Raw genomic sequence first — 18204 nt, 5'->3', positions numbered from 1 at the left:
CAAGCGCTTGACGTATTCCGGACAGTCACCACGTTAAGCGTTTGACGTAACGCCGGAAACGGTGCCAGAATCACCCCTGAATGCTTAGCGCCCTGCCCCGGGCAAGTACCTGGCAGGCCCCAATGACGTGGAGAGAAACGTGGATCCCAACACACGCAAGAAGATCATTCTTGACTGCGACCCTGGCCATGACGACGCCGTAGCAATGCTGCTGGCTCACGGCAACCCGGACATCGAACTGCTCGCAGTGACCACGGTGGTGGGCAACCAGACCCTCGAGAAGGTCACCCGCAACGCCCTTTCGGTGGCAACCATTGCCGGCATCACTGGCGTCCCCTTCGCCGCAGGCTGCGACCGCCCTTTGGTCCGCACCATCGAGACCGCCCCCAGCATCCACGGCGATTCGGGCATGGATGGTCCTGAGCAGCCCGAGTCCGCCATCGAACTGGACCCGCGCCACGCCGTCGACCTCATCATTGAAACCGTCATGGCCCACGAGCCTGGCACCGTCACGTTGGTCCCCACCGCGGGCCTGACAAACATCGCCATGGCGGCCCGCAAGGAGCCCCGCATCGTGGAGCGCGTGAAGGAAGTTGTCCTCATGGGCGGCGGCTACCACGTGGGAAACTGGAGCGCGGTGGCCGAGTTCAACATCATCATCGACCCTGAGGCTGCGCACATCGTCTTCAACGAAAAGTGGCCCGTTGTCATGGTTGGCCTCGACCTGACGCACCAAGCGCTGGCAACGGACGAGGTTGTGGACAGGATCGCCAAGATCGGCACCAAACCCGCCAAGTTCGTCCTTGAACTGATGGAATTCTTCAAGAAGACCTACAAGGACGCCCAGGGCTTCGACTTCCCGCCGGTGCATGATCCCTGCGCCGTCGCGTACGTCATCGACCCCACGGTCATGACCACGCGCAAGGTCCCCGTTGACGTCGAACTTCAAGGCAAGCTCACCCTCGGCATGACCGTGGCTGACTTCCGCGCACCCGCCCCGGAGGACTGCCACACATCGGTCGCCGTCGACCTGGACCACAAGAAGTTCTGGGACCTGGTCACCGACGCGATTGTCAGGATCGGCGAACCAACGCACGACGGCGGCGCTGACGCCACCATTGTTGCCGAAGCGGTCCTGGCAGGAGAGTCCAACTGATGTCCACGCTCACTAAAACAAAGTCCGCCCGCGGCAACGTCACCGCCCTTATGGTGGCACTGCTGGCAGCCTGCGTAGCCTTCCAGCTCAACGCCTCCATGCTTAGCCCCGCCCTGGTCACCATGGGCAACGAACTCAACACGGACCAGGCAACCATCGGCCTGTCCCAGACGTGGTTCTTCACCGCGGCCGCCCTGTTCTCCCTCTTCCTGCCACGTTTGAGCGACATCGTTGGCCGCAAGAAGATCCTGGTCGGCATGATGGTCCTGATGGCGGTCGGCTCCGTCATCGCAGCAATGGCCCCGGACGTTACCTGGCTCTTTGTTGGCCGCATCATCCAAGGCGTCAGCGGGCCCACGGTTCCGCTCTGCCTGATCATGCTTCGCTCGGCAGTAAGCAACCCGCGCAAGTATGGAACGCTCATGGGCCTCATCACGGCAGTCAACGGCGGCGTGGCCGGTGTCGACTCGTTTGTTGGCGGCTACTTCGCAGAGAACTTTGGTTTCCGGAGCATCTTCTGGCTCATGGTCGCACTGGCCGTCGTTGCCACCGTCCTGATTGCATTCCTGGCCGGCGAAAGCAAGCCTGCAGCTGGCACCACCATGGACTGGCTGGGCGTCTTCTTCATCGTGATCGCCGTGGGCGCACTGCTGACGGCCCTGAACGAGGGCTCCAAGCTGGCCACGGCTTTCGACGCCGGCACCCTGACCCTCGCGATCTTCCTGACGGTGATTGCCGCCGTCGCGTTCTTCGCGTTCTGGACCGTCGAGAAGCGGGCAAAGCAGCCCATGGTGGAAACCGTGCACCTGCGCCAGCGCTCCACGTGGGCTCCGCTCCTGACCACCACGCTGACCATGACCGGTATCTTCGCGGTCATCAACGGCATCGTCCCGGCGTACGTTCAGGCAGCCGATCCCGGCTTCGGCGTCGGGCCTACCGAGATGTCGCTCATGATCCTGACCCCTTATGCACTCCTTGGCTGGATCTTCGGTCCCATCAGCGGCCGGCTTGCTCCGGTCCTCGGGTACACCAAGGTTCTCCGCATCGGCCTCATCGGCAGCCTTGTGGCCCTGGCCATCATCGCGTTCTTCGGACTGAGTAGCCTGCCGATGATGATTCTTGGCACGGCTTTGCTGGGCATCATGTACGCCGGTACCGTCAACATCATGCTGAACGGACTCGGCGTGGTCCTTTCACCGAAGGGCAACCCTGGCTTCCTCCCCGGCATGAACGCGGGAGCTTTCAACCTCGGCGCGGGGCTGAGCTTCCTGGTACTGCCCGCTGTGCTGGTCGCCACCGCCTCGTTGAACGACACCAAAGCCTCGTACCTGACGGTGGTTGTGGTGGGCCTTGCGATCACCCTGGCTGCCTTCGCCGCGTCGCTCCTGATCCCCAAGCCGGTGGACGCAGAAGTAACCGAAGATGCTGAGGTGACGGTGTGAGCGGCGCACCCAAGGCGGGGATCGTCGTCGTCGGCTCCCTCAACGCGGACCTCACCATCTACACGGACCGTCTCCCGAAACCCGGCGAAACAGTCCACGGCAACGGCTTTGCGGTGAATCCCGGCGGCAAGAGCGCCAACCAGGCAGTGGCTGCCAGCAAGCTCGGCGGCCAGGTCACCCTGATCGGAGCCGTGGGCGAGGACCCCAACGGCACCATGCTCCTGGACTCGACGGCCAGTGCCGGTGTGGACGTGTCCCGCGTCCTCCGTGCGGATGTTGCCACCGGTGTCGCGGTTATTTCAGTGGACGCGAGCGGCGAGAACAGCATCATCATTTCGGCTGGCGCCAACGGCACCCTGACCCCGGCCGACGTCGAGCCTGCTGCTTTCAGCGACGCCGCCGTGGTGTGCCTTTGCTTGGAGGTGGGCATCGATACCGTGGTGGCCGCCGCTCAAGCAGGGCACGACGCCGGAGCTACAGTCCTGCTGAACCTCTCGCCTTACGCCGAGGTGCCGGAGGAACTGGCCGGGTTGAGCGACGTGTTGCTGGTAAATGCGCACGAGGCTTCGCTGTTCCTGGGTTCGGAAGCGGACATTCCTGACGCTGAGGCTGGCGCGGGGGCATGGGAGCCAGTCCGCAGCCAGTTCGCTGACAGGGGCTTGCAGCGGGTATTGGTAACCCTTGGCGCCCAGGGCTCTGTTGTCCTGGATTCGTTGGCACATGGTGCTGAGGATCAGATCACCCGTATCGCCCCTACCCGCGTGACCGCCGTCGACACCACGGGAGCCGGCGACGCCTTTACGGGTGCTGTCGCTGCGCGCCTGGCAGCTGGAGATTCCCTGGCTCATGCCGCGGCGTTCGCTTCAGTGGCAGCCGCGCTTGCTGCCACGAAGAAGGGCACGCAGGCCGCGTACCCGAGTGCCGCTGAGGTTGAGGAACTGCGGGGCGCTTAGTCCCAGCCTCCCACCCAACTAGGGGACAGCAACGGCTCCACTGGGCACTCAGTGGAGCCGTTACTGTCCCCTAGTTGGGTTAAGCGGACTTGCGGGCTGCGCGGAGGGCTGAGCGCGCGGCGATCTTACGGCTGAGGACGCCGTGGCCCGCAAGCATCCGCGGAACCACCAGGTAGACAGCCGTGGGAACAACGAATGCGGTCAGGATGAGTGCCCGAAGGACAGGGTGCCACGGTTCCATGAAGGGGCCCAGCAGCAGCATGCCAATGGAGACCAGCGGGAAGATGGCGAGCCAGGTGATGAGCGCCCGCATGTGAACGGACGGACCTTGGGGACGGGCCGACGCGGTCGCGAGAGCTGCGACGGGCTCCGCTTCTGTGGTGATGGGCGTTGCTTCGGTGGTCATCGGATTCTCCAACCAGATAGTTGCAAATTGGCTTGGAATCACCATAACCCGTGCCGTAGAAAAATTACAACCACATAGTTGGAAAATGCTAAGATGACTCTATGGCATGGGACACAGAGCGAACCAAGGGGCTGCTGCTCAGCGCGGCCACCACAGAGTTTTGCGCGCGTGGACTGGCCGGCGCCCGCATTGACCGCATCGCCGCGGAAGCCGGCGTCAACAAAGAGCGGATCTACCAGTACTTCGGCAACAAGAACGCCTTGTTCGACGCCGTGATCGTCACCGCCCTGACCAACCTCATGGATGAGGTCCCCATCGAGGGCAGCGGACCGGAAGCCATGGCTGATTACGCCGGGAGGCTTTTCGATCACCACCAGGTGGACGCCACCGCCCCGCGCCTGCTGTTCTGGGAAGGATTGGAACGGGGCGCCGACGTCGTGGGCCTGCCCAAGCGGATGGCCAACTGCGCATCGAAGGTCAACAGCACCATCGCAGCCCTCCCCGGCATCTCCCGGGAGGACGCGGGCGATCTCCTCATCACCATCGTCAGCCTGTGCGATTCCGCTCCCGTACTGCCGGCCCTCGACGGGCTCATGGCCGGCGACAACCCGGGCCGCACCGAAAGGCGGCGCGCTGCCGTCGTACGTACCGTCCGCTTGATGGCCGCAGCGTTGGCCGCCGAAGCGGCAGCAACCGAACCGGCAACAGCCTGACTTCAGCGGCCCTGTGACAGGTTTGACATCAAAAGTGACTCGCTTGTGAAGTAGCCCCTAGCCAAGAGGGGGTGGGATCACCCATGCTTGCTTCATGTACTCAACGTCGAGCCCATACCGCATCATCACGGTCTGCACTGGAAACATCTGCCGCTCGCCCATGGCGGCGCTCATGCTCACCGAAGCCTTCGCAGCGGAAGGACTCAGCGACGTTGTGGTGGTGGATTCAGCCGGCACCACCGGTTACGAGGTGGGGCACCCCATAGACCCCCGTGCGGCCAGGGTTTTATCCGCCAAACACATCGCCTCAGAAGACCATGTTGCCCGCAAATGGCGGCAAGAATGGTTCGCTGAGCGGGACCTCATCCTCGCCCTGGACGTCGATCATTTCGGGTGGCTCCAGGAAGGCGCCCCGGACGCCGGATCGTTGGCAAAAGTCAGGATGCTGCGCAGCTTCGATCCGCACGTGGCCGGGCGCAGCTCCCTCGATCTGGGCATCGAAGACCCTTGGTATGGGGGCCACACGGACTTCGACACCACCTGGACCCTCATCAAGGACGCCATCCCGGGGATCGTGCAACATGTCAAAACAGCCATCGGTCCCCAGGTGGAGGCCGAATCCGGCGAGCACCAGCAGGTAACCTCTATGTCATGACCCCTGCACCCGTGATCATCGCTGTTGACGGCAGGTCCGGCGCAGGAAAAACCACATTGGCCGTCGAATTGGCGGCCAGGTTGCGGCAGCACCACAAAGTCTCACTGTTCCACCTGGAGGACATCTACCCCGGCTGGAACGGCCTCATGCCGGGCATCGAACGTTACGTGGCCACTGTCCTCCCGCCGCTGAATGCCGGCCTCGCTGCCGAATGGACCAGTTGGGATTGGGAACGCCATTACGACGGCGGCCTGAAAGTCACCCTGCCCGCCGAGATCGTGATCGTGGAAGGCGTGGGTGCCGCTGCTGAGGCTGCCCGGCCGATGTTGGACGCCGTGGTGTGGGTCGAGTCCCCCGGTGACGACCGCCGTCGTCGGGCCTTGACGCGGGACGGAAGTACCTACGAACCGTACTGGGACAGCTGGGCTGCGCAGGAAGACGCATGGCTGGAATCGGACCCGGCGGCCAGCGCCGCGGACGTCCACGTCCTCAACCTCGCCGATGGCAGTGCACCTGACGACGTCCTGCAGGCCCTCATGTATCTGCCATCCCTGGCGGCAATCCTCGCGCCGGAACTCAGTGCCCGCCGCGGACTCCAGTTGCGCTCCGAGCGGGTGGACAGCATGCCTGACGCAGCCCAGCTCTTCGAGTCCCTCTACGGCAAGTCCGCCAACGCCGTCTGGCTCGACTCCTCCAACGCGTCGTCAGTTGCAGGGACGGCACAGGCCGCGGCACGCAGCCGCTTCAGCATTTTGGCTGACGACGGCGGCACTTACGGCCAGCTGGCAACCCACCGGTCCGGGGCCACGCAAGTAACAGCGGGCTCCGCCACGGTGACCACATCCGGGACGTTCTTCCGCTGGCTCGACTCCGTGTGGGGCCGCCGGGCCGTCCGCGCACCCCGCGGTTACGACGGCCAGTTCACGCTCGGCTGGCTCGGATACCTTGGGTACGAGCTCAAACGCGAAACCGGCGGGAGCGACGTCCAGTCCGAAACCCCTGACGCTGCGCTCCTCTTCGCTGGACGGGCCGTCGTCCTCGATCACCGCGAACAAACCGCGTGGCTTCTCGCGCTGGATGCGCCCGACGCCGACGCATGGTTCCACGAAGCACGCGTCGCAGTCGGGGCTGCTGCTGTCCCGGCGGCCGCCGCCGTCGCCGCCTCCTCGGGGATTGTCCCCGAATTCGTCAGCCGCGACTCCGCGACCGACTACAAGCGGAAAATCGCGGCCTCCCAACACGAAATCTCCGAAGGCAACACCTACGAGGTGTGCCTGACGACCACCCTCGAAGCCCCCGCCGGCGACCTTGACCCCTGGATTGCGTACCTTAACCTTCGACGCCGGAACCCGGCACCATTTGCCAGCTACCTGCGGTTCGGCGAACTGGTGGTCGCAAGCACGTCGCCCGAACGGTTCCTTCGCATCCTGTCCGACGGCGGCATGCGCGCCGAACCGATCAAGGGCACGCGCGGGCGCAGTGCCGACCCCGCTGAAGACGCAGCGTTGCAGCATGACCTGGAGACCTCGCTGAAGGACCGCGCGGAGAACATCATGATCGTGGATCTGCTGCGCAACGACCTCAGCCACTTCGCCATCCCCGGTTCGGTCACTGTAAGCCGGCTGTGCGCGATCGAAAGCTACGCCACGGTCCACCAAATGGTGAGCACGGTGGATGCCCACCTCAATCCGGGGGCTCCCCGGGCGGAAGCGGTAGCGGCCGCTTTCCCTGCGGGGTCGATGACGGGCGCGCCCAAAATCAGCACCATGGACATCCTTGACCACCTCGAGTCGGGGCCACGGGGGATCTACTCGGGAGCTATCGGCTACTTCTCGCTGAACGCCGCAACGGACCTCGCCGTGGTGATCCGAACACTGGTGGTAAACCCTTCCGGTGCAGGCGGGAGAACCCTGAGCCTGGGCGTGGGCGGGGCCATCACAGCGGATTCGCTGGCCGACGACGAGTACGAGGAAATCCGGACTAAGGCGTACGGCGTGCTTTCCACCCTGGGGGCGGAGTTCCCTGGCTGATACCTGTTGAGGGCTACTGCAGGGTGGCCGTCAATCTGGCCACGTTATCCACATACTTGGCCAGCGGGGGCCTATCAACCCAGTCTTCCAACATAAGCTCACGGGACACCTCGCGATACGTGGACTCCACGGCGCGCATGAGGTTCACGGTTTCGGCGCCCAACAGCATCACCGAAACCTCCATGTTCAGGGAGAAGGAGCGCATGTCCATGTTGCTGGAACCAAGAACTGCCACTTCGTCGTCAATGGTGAAGTGCTTGGCATGGAGGACGTACGGTGCCCGGTACAGGTAAATGCGTACCCCGGCACCCAGGAGGGCCTCGTAGTAGGAGCGTTGCGCGTGGTGGACCAGGAACTGGTCGCCCTTCTCGGAGACGAATAGCTCCACGTCCACGCCCCGCTGTGCCGCGGTGGTGATGGCGTAGAGCAGCGAGTCATCCGGAACGAAGTACGGGCTGCAGATGGAGATCCTGTGCTGCGCGGAATAGATCAGGGTGTTGAACAGGCGGAGGTTGTTCTCTGTTGCAAAACCTGGACCACTGGGAACCACCTGTGCCGTGACCTTGCCCGGAGAAGGCTGGGAGGGCAGCCGAAGCTGGTCTTCCAGGGATTCGTCTGTCTCGCTGAGCCAGTCTGTCGCAAACACGACGTTGAGGGTTGCCACGATCGGACCTTCGAGACGGGACATGAGCTCAACCCATTTGCGGCCCACCTTGCGGTGCTTGGGGTTGTTGTACGACGGTTCGATCAGGTTCTGCGAGCCCGTGAAGGCAACCATGCCGTCAATCACCATGATTTTGCGGTGGTTCCGGAGGTCCGGGCGCCGCCACTGGCCATGGATCGGAAGCAGGGGGAGCATCCGCCGCCACTGGATCTTTCCAGCCTTGAGCCTACGTATCAACCGGCGGTAGCCCTTGACCCGGAGTGTGCCGATGTGATCGAAAAGCAGCCGGACAGTGACGCCACGTTCGGCGGCTTTTTCCAACTCCGTCAGCAGTTCGTCCGTAACGGAGTCGCTGCTCATGATGTAGAACTCCGCATTGACGTACCTGTTGGCGCCCCTGACTGCCTCAGCCATGGCCTTAATGGACTCTTCGTAGCCAGGAATGAGCTCTACCTTGTTGCCGTCAACCATGGGCAACGATCCGAGCCGATGGTTGAGTTCGCCTGCCGATTTCACCCATTCGGGGCCGGAGTAGACGCTCACGGGATCGGAAAGGTCGGAAGTTACTGCGCGGACCCGGCGGTTAACTTCTTCCTGCTGCTCCCGCCTGCGCTTTGACAGCTTGAAGTTTCCGAAGAGAAGGAACAGGACAAAGCCGACGGATGGGATGAGGAACACAGCCAGAAGCCATGCCATGGCCGTGGTGGGACGACGATTGCCGGGAATGATGCCAAGCAGCACAATGCGCATGACGACTTCCACAATGGCCCAGACACCCAATAACCAGGTCCACTCCTGGCCAAAAGGAAAAGGAAAGAGCACCGACCAACCCCCACGTTCCGTGAACAACAGTGACCACAGCCTATCCGGCAAAGTCATATTCAATGGCCCGGCACTAAGCTGGGACCATGACTTCACCTGCCCCCACGGTCCTGGTTTTCCTGGATCCCGCGTTCGAAAACGGCCGTCTTGCCGATTCCAGCCAACCCCAGCTCATGGCAACGGATCTGGGTGCCACACGTGGCGATGGAGTGTTCGAATCGCTGTTGGCGGTCCAAGGACGCCCCCGCAAAGTGCAGGCACACCTGAACCGTTTGGGTGGGTCCGCTGCAGCACTCGATCTGGCACTCCCGGAGCAGGACGCCTGGCGCAGGGCAATCGACACTGCCATTACCGAGTTCCGCCACCTCCACCCGGCCCCGACGCCGGAGGAGGATGAGGTGGTCGTGAAGCTGATTGTGACCCGCGGCGTTGAAGGCGCGGCAAACCCCACGTGTTGGGTACAGGCTTCGCCGTCCCCCGCGGGCAGTCGCCGACAGCGCGAGACGGGCATCGACGTCGTCCTTTTGGACCGCGGCTTCGACACGGAAGCCGGCGAGAGGGCACCCTGGCTGCTGCTTGGCGCCAAGACGCTCTCCTATGCGGTCAACATGGCGGCGCTTCGCTACGCGCACAAGCAGGGCGCTGACGACGCCATCTTCACCTCCACGGACGGCCGCGTCCTGGAAGGTCCGACGTCCACCGTGTTGCTGGCGCACCTTGAAGAGGTCGACGACGGCGAGGGTTCGGTCAAGACCGTACGCCGCCTCATCACGCCCCAACACGACAGCGGAATTCTGCCCGGAACATCCCAGGGCGCCCTGTTCGCTGCAGCGAAAGCCGCAGGTTGGGAACTTGGCTACGGGCCCCTCGTCCCACAGGACCTGTTCGACGCCGACGCTGTCTGGCTAATCTCAAGCATCCGCTTGATCGCTCCCGTTAACCACATCAACGGCAAGGAAATCGGCACGCCCGCGGTGCGGAAGCAGCTCACAGCCGAGTTGAACGAGCTGTTCGCGGGAATCGAGTAAGCCCGCCCCGCGGAGGAGAAGGCGCAGGGACTCCGCTTGGAATCTAGCAGATCGCAAGCAGAGTAATCGCTCGCGTGACTTATAGATAAGAAACGCTTGGCCTCAGCCGAGGGCTTCCTGCGCGTCCAATCGCATTCCTTATCCTCCTTGAAATGGTCATCCGTCATGTGATGAATCTTGTTCTCGTGTTAGTTGGATCACGTCCGGCTGGCACTACCCAAACTTTGCTGGCTAACTTCCCGGAGGGAATATGGGACTCAGCTCCCCCACAGAAGCCGAAGCATCGGCAACCAAGGCGCAGCCCCAGACTGACGCCCCGTCAACAGGTCTTCGCCGGTCCATGGAGGCCCGGCACCTGGTGATGATCGCAATGGGTGGCGTCATCGGCTCTGGCCTGTTCGTCAGTTCCGGTTACACGATCGCCACCGCAGGCCCCTTGGGCGCGGTCCTGGCCTTCCTCATCGGCGCTGTCGTGGTTTATCTGGTGATGGCCTGCCTCGGAGAACTCGCCGTAGCGTTCCCCGTTTCAGGCGCTTTCCACATCTACGCGGCCCGGACCATCGGCCCTGCAACAGGCTTCGCCACCGCCTGGCTGTACTGGCTTTGCTGGGCAGTGGCCTTGGGCTCGGAATTCACGGCTGCGGGCCTACTCATGCAGCGCTGGTTCCCCGGTGTCGATGTATGGATCTGGTGCTTCGTCTTCGCCACAGTCCTTTTCACACTGAATGCCATCTCATCGCGTGTCTTTGGTGAATCAGAGTTTTGGTTCGCGCTCATCAAGGTCGCCGCCGTCGTCGGCCTCATCATCCTGGGCGGCGCTGCGCTGGCGGGCTTCCACCCCCTCGCCACAGGCGGCTTCCCTTCGTTCGGGGAGAACTTCGCGACTCCAAACGGCCTGTTCCCGAATGGCTTCACGGGTGTGTTCGTTACGTGCCTGGCTGTTTTCTACGCGTTCTCCGGCTCCGAACTCATCGGCGTCGCAGCAGGCGAAACCGCCAACCCGGGGGCGAACATCCCCAAAGCGATGCGCACCACGGTCATCCGGCTCATGATCTTCTTCGTCGGCGCGATCGTGGTCATCGCGGCCACCATCCCCTACGAACAAGTCAGCGTGGACGAGAGCCCGTTCGTCACCGTCTTCTCCATGCTGGGCATCCCCTTCGCCGCGGACATCATGAACTTCGTGATCATCACCGCCCTGCTTTCGGCTGGCAACTGCGGACTCTTCTCCTGTGCCCGCATGCTCTTCTCGTTGGCAGACGAAGGCCACGCACCCAAGGCATTCAAGAAGCTGACCAAACGCGGCATCCCCATGATCGCCCTGTGCGTCAGTATGCTCGGTGGTCTGGCTTCCCTGATCAGCAGTGTTGTGGCGCCGGCAACGGTCTACTTGGTGCTGGTGTCTGTGGCCGGCTTCGCGACGGTGGGCGTCTGGATGTCGATTGTCGCTTCACACTTCATCTACCGCCGAACCTTCGTGAAGAACGGGGGCGACGTCTCGACGCTCCCCTACAAGGCCCCGCTCTTCCCCTTGGTCCCGATCCTGGCCTTCACCTTGTGCGTGGTGTCGCTGATTGGCATCGCCTTTGATCCCAACCAGGTCGCGGCGCTCTTGTTCGGCGTACCGTTCGTCGGAGCCTGCTACGCATTCTTCTACTTCAAGTACGGACGACGGCGGTCGCTCAAGAAGGTTGTCGGCGCTTAGGCCCCCAGTTCCCTGACCTAGCGTTACGAAGGACCAGCCCCTGAGCAACCTGATCGGGTTGCCCAGGGGCTGGTCTCGTCCGACCCTCACTCACATCCCACCCCCTTCAACCGAACGCTCGCTCACATCCCACCCCTTTCAACCGAACGCTCGCTCACATCCCACCCCCTTTAACCGAACGCTCGCTCACTTCGTTGGCCCGCGCGCGGTGCGTTAGGCTCCATCCATGCCCGAACAGGAAACGAAACCATGTCTTGCCGGCTATCTGGATAAGCAGCAGCCAGACCTTTATGCCACGCTCAGCCACTATTCCCAACAGCTCGTCGAAGAAGCTGACCGGCTAGGTGTTCCGCGGCGCACCCTCGAGCTCATAAATTACTTATCCTCGCAAATCAACGGCTGTGCATTTTGCCTGGATCTTCATCACCGGCGGGCATTGAAGTACGGCGAAACAGAACAGAGGCTTTCCTTGGTGGCCGTCTACCGGGAAGTTCAACTGTTCGAGCCCGCTGAAGTGATAGCCATGGAGGTGGCCGAACAGATCACGCGAATGAGCACATCGCGCCCCCGCCCTGAACTTTTCGAGCGGGCGCGACAGCATTACAGCGACGAACAGATCAGCGTCCTCTGCATGGCAGCGATCGGGATCAACGCCTTCAATCGGCTCTCCATTCTGAGCGAGCACCCCGTACGCGTGGCCAAGAAATAGCCGCACGTGAGCGAGCGTCCGACGCAAGCGGGCGGAACGTGAGCGAGCGTCCGCCGCAAGCGGGCGGAACGTGAGCGAGCGTCCGCCGCAAGCGGGCGGAACGTGAGCGAGGATCTACTCCCGGGGGTTGCGTGCTTCGGGGACATCGGCAGCCAGGCGGATGCCGTGCTCTGCCAGCCAAACGGGGTTGAAGGCTTTGCTCAGGTAGTTGGTGCCGGCGTCGGGGGCTATGGCAACCACCACCGAACCGTGCGGCGCGGCGCGGGCCACCCGGAGGGCTGCAGCCACCGCAAGCCCGGACGACGGCCCCAGGGCGAGCCCCTCCTCGTCCAGGAGCCGGTGCACCGTGGTGTACACCTCGTCGTTGGGTATCCGGAGGAAACGGTCCACGATCCCGCGGTTGAAAGCCTTGGGCCACTCGGGTTCGGGCCACGAGTTGCCCACGCCATCCACCAGGATTTCTCCAGGGTGGCCGCCACTGTACGCGGATCCGTAGGGGTCGGCGCCCACCACTTCCAGGTGACCGCCCGGCCGTGAAGCTGCCACCTGCTCTTTCAGGAACCGCCCGTTGCCACTGATGGTCCCGCCGGTCCCGATGCTAGCCACGAAATGTGTGATCAAGCCGCCCGTCTGTTCCCAGATTTCAGGGCCGGTATTCTCGTAATGCGCGGCGGGATTGGCTGGGTTGTCGAACTGCATCGGCCGCCAGGCGCCGGGCGTCTCTGCGGTGATGCGGGCAGCCACTGCACGGGCATTCTCCGGCGATTCCGAGGGCGCGTTCCAGTCCGTGAGGATCACGCGTGCGCCGTAGTTGTGCAGTGCGGCGAGCTTCTCCTGTGAGATGGTGTCGCCGGTGACCACAACAACCGGGTGGCCGGTGAGGTGCCCGATCAGGGCCAGTCCGATCCCCGTGTTTCCGGAGGTGCTCTCCACGATGGTGGCGCCCGGTTTCAACTCCCCTGAGCGTTCAGCGGCACGGACCATGCTCAAGGCTGTGCGGTCCTTGATGGAGCCCCCGGGGTTCTCGGATTCGAGTTTGACGTGGATGGCGCTGCCCAACCCACGGCCTATGGCCTCGAGTTTCACCAGTGGGGTGTTCCCCACCTTGTCCAGGACTGAGGCATCCAGCACGTCCGGCGTCGGCTCGGCTGAGTGCGCGCCGTGTTTGCGGATAGCGGTGTTCACCATCCTTCCCCTCCTTCGGACTCGATTAGTTGTTGCACGACCTCGCGCAGCCCAGACCGCGCCCTCTCCACCAAATCCGGCGCGGACGGCCGGTCCGCCAGGACATCGGCCAAACGTCCGACGACGGCGCCCGTCCCCTTCCCGAGTGGCTGCGCGGCCCCCGCTTCGAGCAGCAAGTAGGACGCAGTGAGGGCTTCAATCGCCAACAGCTTCTCCGCGGCCTCCAACGACTTTTCAAGTTGCTGCAACGCGAGCGGGGCCAGGGTGGAGTGGTCTTCGACGTCGGCAGACAGGGTTGGTGCTCCAAGGGTCGCCGGCGCTGCCAGGAACTTGAGTTCGGCCAGGAGCCCCGCGGCGGAGTACCAGAGCAGTCCCGGCAGTTCTTCGTGTGCAAGGCCCAACTTGTCGGTGGCTGCAGCGAGGTGCTTGGCCCGGATGGCCCGCTGCGGCGGGTACAACTTGGCGATGCGCCGCTCGCTGGAAATGCCCACATGGGCCAAAGCGAGCCGCAACACTTCGAAGGACAGCGCCAACTGCGTAGGCTGGAAATTCCCGCCGGACACCACCAGCCCGGACCCGACGTCCACCAGCGGGTTGTCACCGCGACCGTTCAGTTCCACCTCCAGCGCCTTGCCCAGGTCCGAAATCAGGGACCGGAATGCCCCGTGCGTCTGCGGTGCGGCGCGGAAGGAGAGGGCGTCCTGAACCGAAACCCCAGGCCGAACATCCTCCAGCCAGCCTCCGCCCAAAAGGCGTCGGACAGCAGCGGCCGAGTCCCGCTGGCCGTCCACCGCCTTGGCTGCCTGGATCGCCGGCGAAAACGGGCTGAGGTTCCCACCGCCGTCGTACCTTGCGATTGCCTCAAGCGAGAGGGAAAGCGCGACGTCGGCAAGTTCGGCTACGTGCCGCAACCGCAGGAGGACCAGGGTGCCGACGCCCACGGAGTAGGAGTTGGCGCTCACCAGTGACAGGGCCTCGCCGGCTGCGAGGGTGAGGGGCTGTAGCCCGGCGTCGGCGAGCGCTTTGGCACCCGGAACCAAGGTGCCGTCGGCATCGAACGCTTCACCTTCGCCAAGGGCGACAGCAGCGACGGCGGCGAGTTGGGTGAGGTCCGATGAGCCCACCGAGCCTTCGGCCGGGATGGCGGGGTGGACGCCGCGGTTCAGGAGTTCGGCATAGAAGCGGGCCGTGTCGGGACGAACTCCGGAGCCACCACGGCTGAATCCGACGAGCCGGGCCAGGATGACGGCACGGGCGGCGGCACGGTCCAGATATGGGCCCACACCACTGTTGTGGTACCGGACCACCTGCACCTGGTAACTGAGGATCGACTTGTCCTCCACAATGGTGTCCCGACCGGATCCCAGCAGGGTGTTGAGCCCGTAGACCCTCTGGCCGGAAGAGGCAGCCTCCTCCAGGATCTCGCGGGAGCGGCCGATCAAAGTCAACGCATCGTGGTTGAGTTTCACGTGAAACGAGGCATCGTTGGCCGCCAGAGCTAGGCGTTCCGCCCGTATTGGGGCCGTTCCTATCACCAGGGTTCTTGGATCATCGCTAGCCATCAGAAGTCCAGGAGGTTCTGCCGGAATCCACCGTTGCCATAACTCTTCCTCAACAGCCCCCGTCGGCGCAGTTCAGGGGTGAGTTTGTCCAGCACGCCATGCACCGTCACCGGATCCACGAAGCCGGAGAAGAGGAATCCATCTCCGCCCACGGCAGAGCCGGTTTCCTCGAGGTAGTCGGCGATTTCGCCCACCGTACCGATAATCGAGTCGCCTGCCCCGCCACTACGGGCCTGCAGGATCTGGCGAAGCGTGGAACCTGGCGGCGCTGCTTTGGCGAAATGCTCCAGGGTGCCCTGGTTGCTGTTGGTGCTCAGCTCAGGCAATGGGGCATCGAGGTCGAACTGCTTGAAGTCGATCACAGAGAGGTAGGAGATGGAGTTGAGCTGGCTGTCGATATCCCGTTGGGTGAGCTCACGCCTCTGGGCGCGCAGTTCCTCGGCTTCCGCAGGCGAACCGACCACCGTGGGCTTGAGGACAAACAGGACCTTCACGTCATCGGGGTTCCTGCCGGCCTTCGCAGCCTCAGCGCGGATGGAGTCCCGGTAGGCCTTCATCCCGTCCACACCTCGTGCCAAGGCGATCGCTACATCGGCATGCCCGCCAGCGAAGGCCTTGCCGCGGGGTGAAGCCCCCGCCTGAACCAAAACCGGTTCCTCCGGCAGGGGCGCCGTGTTCAGCGGGCCACGGACCTTGAAGAAGTCGCCCTCATGGTTGATCGGGTGCACCTTGGTATGGTCCGCGAATACCCCGGCGGAAACGTCCTCAAGCACGGCGCCAGGTTCCCAGCTCCGCCAAAGCCGCCTCACGACGTCGACGAATTCCTCCGCCTTTTCGTACCGCAGGTCGTGTTCAATCTGTTGATCCAGCCCGTAGTTCTGCGCGGCGAGGTCGCTGCCCGATGTCACCACGTTCCAGCCCAGCTGGCCCTCAGAGAAGTGCTGCAACGTGGCCAGCAGCCGGGCGGCCGTGAAGGGCGGGTAGAAGGAAGCGCTGACAGTGGGAACGATCCCCAGATGCTCAGTGGCCGCGAGCAAGTAGGGGACGAGGGCCAAAGGATCATGTTTCGGCGCAAAGGAGGCATGGGCCAGCGAAACCTCAGCCGTACCGCCATACGTGTCCGGAACGGTGAGCGAGTCCTCAATGATGAACAGGTCCAGCCCGGATTGCTCGAACGCGCACACGGCCTCCTGATAGAGGGCGGGCTTTTTCCAGTCGTAGCCCAGGCTGTAGCCGGGAGTCCCCCAGCCCTGGACTCCGAATCCGTGACCCACGAACCATCCAAAATGCAGCATGGGCTTGAGTGTAGAACTGCTCTGTCCGTTCACCGCTACCTGATTTCTTGCGAAGTTACAGGGGGACGTACTGCGTCAATTATGCTCCCGGGGCGTCATAAAGGGAGGAGCTCAGAGGTGGCCCGGGTTCCGCAAACAGCAAGGGTCGGGAATGATCGCTGTATGAGTGCGCCTACCGTCCGCCGTTCCGTCAGGGACCGGCTTTCCGGCGTCTGGGCGCTCAAGGGCTACAAGCGCGAATGGCTGCGCCACGACATCGTTGCCGGGACAGCACTGTTCGCCCTTCTGGTGCCCGCAGGTATGGCGTATGCGCAAGCCGCCGGGCTGCCCCCTGTCACCGGGCTCTATGCAACCGTGGTGCCCTTGCTGGTTTACGCCGTCATCGGGCCGTCCCGAGTCCTGGTCCTGGGGCCCGATTCCGCTCTTGCTCCGCTGATCGCGGCCGCAATTTTGCCTCTTTCGGCCGGCAGCACTGGGAGATCGGTGGCCCTTGCCGGGCTCTTGGCCATACTGGTGGGACTCCTCATGCTCGTGGGGTCAGCGCTTCGGTTGGGGACCATTACGGGATTGCTGTCCAAGCCCATCCGCCTCGGGTACCTCAACGCGATCGCATTGCTGGTGGCGCTCTCCCAGTTGCCTGCTTTCCTGGGAATTGAGGCCGACGGCGACGTCTGGAAGAAGCTCGCAAATGTGACGTCCGGGGTAATGCATGGCACAGTAAATCTCCCGGCCGCGCTGCTGGGAATTGGCTCGTTGACCCTCATTTGGGTCCCCCGGGTGCTGAAATGGAAGGTTCCCGGCGTCCTGCTTGCGGTAGTCGGCTCGTGCCTTGCGACGGCGGTCTGGGGCCTCGGCGACGCCGTGAAGGTCACTGGCGTCCTGCCGCAGGGCCTGCCCATGCCCGCACTCGGCGGAATCGGCTGGTCCGATGCCGTGCTCCTGCTGCCGGCTGCTGCGGGCATCGCACTCATGGCCTTCGCTGACACTGGTGTCTTGTCCCAATCGCTGGCCGCCAAGGAGGGCAGAACGGTCTCCGGCAACCGGGAAATGGCGGCGCTCGGCGCCGCAAACGCAGCTACCGGGTTGTTCGGCGGCTTCCCCATGTCCGGAAGCGCCTCCCGGACCCCGGTAGCTGTGGATGCCGGAGCCAAGTCCCAGTTGACCGGGGTGGTGGGTTCGGTGCTGGTACTGGCGTTCATGCTGCTGGCTCCCGGAGTGACCCAGTACCTTCCGTCGGCCACCCTTGCCGCCGTCGTGATCGCTGCAGCCGTCGCCCTCGCGGACCCATCCGGGGTTCGACGCCTTCTGCGCCTGAGCCGCAGCGAATCGGTGGTAATGCTGGCAGCGTTCCTCGGGGTCCTGACGGTGGGCGTCCTGCAAGGAATTTTGGTTGCTGTCGCTTTGGCGCTTCTGGACTTCGTTCGCCGTGCCTGGGACCCCTACCGCGCCGAACTGGGTTCCGAAAAAGGGTTGCCGGGATATCACGACCGAGCGCGCCACCCTGAGGCCAACCGCATTCCCGGGCTAATGATCCTCCGTTTTGATGCTCCATTGTTCTTTGGCAACGGCCACGTTCTGGGTGCCTTTGTCCGCGAACTCCTGGACGATAATCCGGAGGGGATCTCCCATGTGGTCCTGGCCTCCGAACCCATCACAGGCATTGACACCACAGCCTTGGACGACCTCGTCACCCTCGACGAATGGCTGTCAAGCAAGGGGGTGGGCTTGGTCTTTGCCGAGCTCAAAGGACCGGTCAAGGACAAGCTGCTCCGCTTCGGGACCGCAGCCCGATTTACACCCGAGCACTTCTTTCCTACGATCGGCGCTGCCGTACGTGCGCTTAGGACCGGCTAGCTCCCAGCAGCCGCCGATTACGCAA

At 63.6% G+C, this 18204-nt stretch carries 15 protein-coding genes; 10 read left to right on the top strand and 5 right to left on the bottom strand.

Going from position 1 to position 18204, the window contains the following annotated elements; translation table 11 throughout:
- The first annotated feature begins 139 nt into the window (after positions 1–139).
- Genes uriH through J2Y68_RS12405 form a run of 3 tightly spaced genes read left to right on the top strand, consistent with a single transcriptional unit; the run spans position 140 to position 3551 of the window.
- Positions 140–1156 (top strand): uridine-preferring nucleoside hydrolase UriH, encoded by a 1017-nt coding sequence (gene uriH / locus J2Y68_RS12415; RefSeq protein WP_309993843.1) that lies wholly within the window; start codon positions 140–142, stop codon positions 1154–1156.
- On the top strand, positions 1156–2598 hold the full coding sequence (gene uriT, locus J2Y68_RS12410; protein WP_309993841.1) for a uridine transporter UriT: 1443 nt from the start codon (positions 1156–1158) through the stop codon (positions 2596–2598). The genes uriH and uriT overlap by 1 nt, the downstream gene beginning before the upstream one ends.
- On the top strand, positions 2595–3551 hold the full coding sequence (locus J2Y68_RS12405) for a ribokinase (RefSeq protein ID WP_309993840.1): 957 nt from the start codon (positions 2595–2597) through the stop codon (positions 3549–3551). Before uriT ends, J2Y68_RS12405 begins: the two co-directional genes overlap by 4 nt.
- A gap of 79 nt (positions 3552–3630) precedes the next feature.
- Here the strand turns inward: J2Y68_RS12405 and J2Y68_RS12400 are convergent, their stop codons facing one another.
- Positions 3631–3957 (bottom strand): putative antibiotic biosynthesis monooxygenase, encoded by a 327-nt coding sequence (locus J2Y68_RS12400; RefSeq protein WP_309993839.1) that lies wholly within the window; start codon positions 3955–3957, stop codon positions 3631–3633.
- 101 nt (positions 3958–4058) lie between these two features.
- Here J2Y68_RS12400 and J2Y68_RS12395 point away from each other — a divergent pair, with 101 nt between their 5' ends.
- The 3 genes from J2Y68_RS12395 (at position 4059) to pabB (ending at position 7355) form a co-directional block, all read left to right on the top strand.
- Positions 4059–4670, top strand: a complete 612-nt coding sequence (locus J2Y68_RS12395) for a TetR/AcrR family transcriptional regulator (RefSeq protein ID WP_309993838.1) — start codon at positions 4059–4061, stop codon at positions 4668–4670.
- A 94-nt stretch (positions 4671–4764) separates the two neighbouring features.
- Positions 4765–5325, top strand: a complete 561-nt coding sequence (locus J2Y68_RS12390; protein WP_309993836.1) for a low molecular weight protein-tyrosine-phosphatase — start codon at positions 4765–4767, stop codon at positions 5323–5325.
- Complete coding sequence (pabB, locus tag J2Y68_RS12385; protein WP_309993834.1) at positions 5322–7355, top strand: aminodeoxychorismate synthase component I; 2034 nt, start codon at positions 5322–5324, stop codon at positions 7353–7355. Before J2Y68_RS12390 ends, pabB begins: the two co-directional genes overlap by 4 nt.
- Positions 7356–7368: 13 nt before the next feature.
- Here pabB and cls read toward each other — a convergent pair whose 3' ends face one another.
- Positions 7369–8769, bottom strand: a complete 1401-nt coding sequence (gene cls / locus J2Y68_RS12380; RefSeq protein ID WP_397334997.1) for a cardiolipin synthase — start codon at positions 8767–8769, stop codon at positions 7369–7371.
- A gap of 158 nt (positions 8770–8927) precedes the next feature.
- On the opposite strand from cls, the gene J2Y68_RS12375 reads away from it, so the two are divergent.
- The 3 genes from J2Y68_RS12375 (at position 8928) to J2Y68_RS12365 (ending at position 12283) form a co-directional block, all read left to right on the top strand.
- Positions 8928–9869, top strand: coding sequence for an aminodeoxychorismate lyase (locus J2Y68_RS12375; RefSeq protein ID WP_309993830.1), 942 nt, complete (start codon positions 8928–8930; stop codon positions 9867–9869).
- A 250-nt stretch (positions 9870–10119) separates the two neighbouring features.
- On the top strand, positions 10120–11574 hold the full coding sequence (locus J2Y68_RS12370) for an amino acid permease (protein WP_309993828.1): 1455 nt from the start codon (positions 10120–10122) through the stop codon (positions 11572–11574).
- Between the two features lie 226 nt (positions 11575–11800).
- Positions 11801–12283, top strand: a complete 483-nt coding sequence (locus J2Y68_RS12365) for a carboxymuconolactone decarboxylase family protein (RefSeq protein WP_309993826.1) — start codon at positions 11801–11803, stop codon at positions 12281–12283.
- A 114-nt stretch (positions 12284–12397) separates the two neighbouring features.
- Here the strand turns inward: J2Y68_RS12365 and J2Y68_RS12360 are convergent, their stop codons facing one another.
- Genes J2Y68_RS12360 through J2Y68_RS12350 form a run of 3 tightly spaced genes read right to left on the bottom strand, consistent with a single transcriptional unit; the run spans position 12398 to position 16358 of the window.
- Positions 12398–13471, bottom strand: coding sequence for a PLP-dependent cysteine synthase family protein (locus J2Y68_RS12360; RefSeq protein ID WP_309993824.1), 1074 nt, complete (start codon positions 13469–13471; stop codon positions 12398–12400).
- A complete protein-coding gene (locus J2Y68_RS12355) occupies positions 13465–15030 on the bottom strand; it encodes an aromatic amino acid ammonia-lyase (RefSeq protein ID WP_309993823.1) in 1566 nt (521 codons plus the stop codon). Before J2Y68_RS12355 ends, J2Y68_RS12360 begins: the two co-directional genes overlap by 7 nt.
- On the bottom strand, positions 15030–16358 hold the full coding sequence (locus J2Y68_RS12350; protein WP_309993821.1) for an NtaA/DmoA family FMN-dependent monooxygenase: 1329 nt from the start codon (positions 16356–16358) through the stop codon (positions 15030–15032). Before J2Y68_RS12350 ends, J2Y68_RS12355 begins: the two co-directional genes overlap by 1 nt.
- Before the next feature lie 129 nt (positions 16359–16487).
- Here J2Y68_RS12350 and J2Y68_RS12345 point away from each other — a divergent pair, with 129 nt between their 5' ends.
- Positions 16488–18179, top strand: a complete 1692-nt coding sequence (locus tag J2Y68_RS12345; RefSeq protein WP_309993820.1) for a SulP family inorganic anion transporter — start codon at positions 16488–16490, stop codon at positions 18177–18179.
- Positions 18180–18204 lie beyond the last annotated feature (25 nt).

Origin of the sequence: Paenarthrobacter nitroguajacolicus (assembly GCF_031455195.1) — a bacterium.
Classification (GTDB): Bacteria; Actinomycetota; Actinomycetes; order Actinomycetales; family Micrococcaceae; genus Arthrobacter; species Arthrobacter nitroguajacolicus_D.
This window is presented reverse-complemented; position numbering and strand designations above follow the sequence as displayed.

What these genes read in the sequence shown, in the direction of transcription:
- uriT (WP_309993841.1), top strand. Translation starts at nt 1,156, where the DNA reads ATGTCCACGCTCACTAAAACAAAGTCCGCCCGCGGCAACGTCACCGCC.
- J2Y68_RS12400 (WP_309993839.1), bottom strand. Translation starts at nt 3,957, where the DNA reads ATGACCACCGAAGCAACGCCCATCACCACAGAAGCGGAGCCCGTCGCA.
- J2Y68_RS12395 (WP_309993838.1), top strand. Translation starts at nt 4,059, where the DNA reads ATGGCATGGGACACAGAGCGAACCAAGGGGCTGCTGCTCAGCGCGGCC.
- J2Y68_RS12390 (WP_309993836.1), top strand. Translation starts at nt 4,765, where the DNA reads ATGTACTCAACGTCGAGCCCATACCGCATCATCACGGTCTGCACTGGA.
- pabB (WP_309993834.1), top strand. Translation starts at nt 5,322, where the DNA reads ATGACCCCTGCACCCGTGATCATCGCTGTTGACGGCAGGTCCGGCGCA.
- cls (WP_397334997.1), bottom strand. Translation starts at nt 8,769, where the DNA reads ATGCGCATTGTGCTGCTTGGCATCATTCCCGGCAATCGTCGTCCCACC.
- J2Y68_RS12375 (WP_309993830.1), top strand. Translation starts at nt 8,928, where the DNA reads ATGACTTCACCTGCCCCCACGGTCCTGGTTTTCCTGGATCCCGCGTTC.
- J2Y68_RS12370 (WP_309993828.1), top strand. Translation starts at nt 10,120, where the DNA reads ATGGGACTCAGCTCCCCCACAGAAGCCGAAGCATCGGCAACCAAGGCG.
- J2Y68_RS12365 (WP_309993826.1), top strand. Translation starts at nt 11,801, where the DNA reads ATGCCCGAACAGGAAACGAAACCATGTCTTGCCGGCTATCTGGATAAG.
- J2Y68_RS12360 (WP_309993824.1), bottom strand. Translation starts at nt 13,471, where the DNA reads ATGGTGAACACCGCTATCCGCAAACACGGCGCGCACTCAGCCGAGCCG.
- J2Y68_RS12355 (WP_309993823.1), bottom strand. Translation starts at nt 15,030, where the DNA reads ATGGCTAGCGATGATCCAAGAACCCTGGTGATAGGAACGGCCCCAATA.
- J2Y68_RS12345 (WP_309993820.1), top strand. Translation starts at nt 16,488, where the DNA reads ATGAGTGCGCCTACCGTCCGCCGTTCCGTCAGGGACCGGCTTTCCGGC.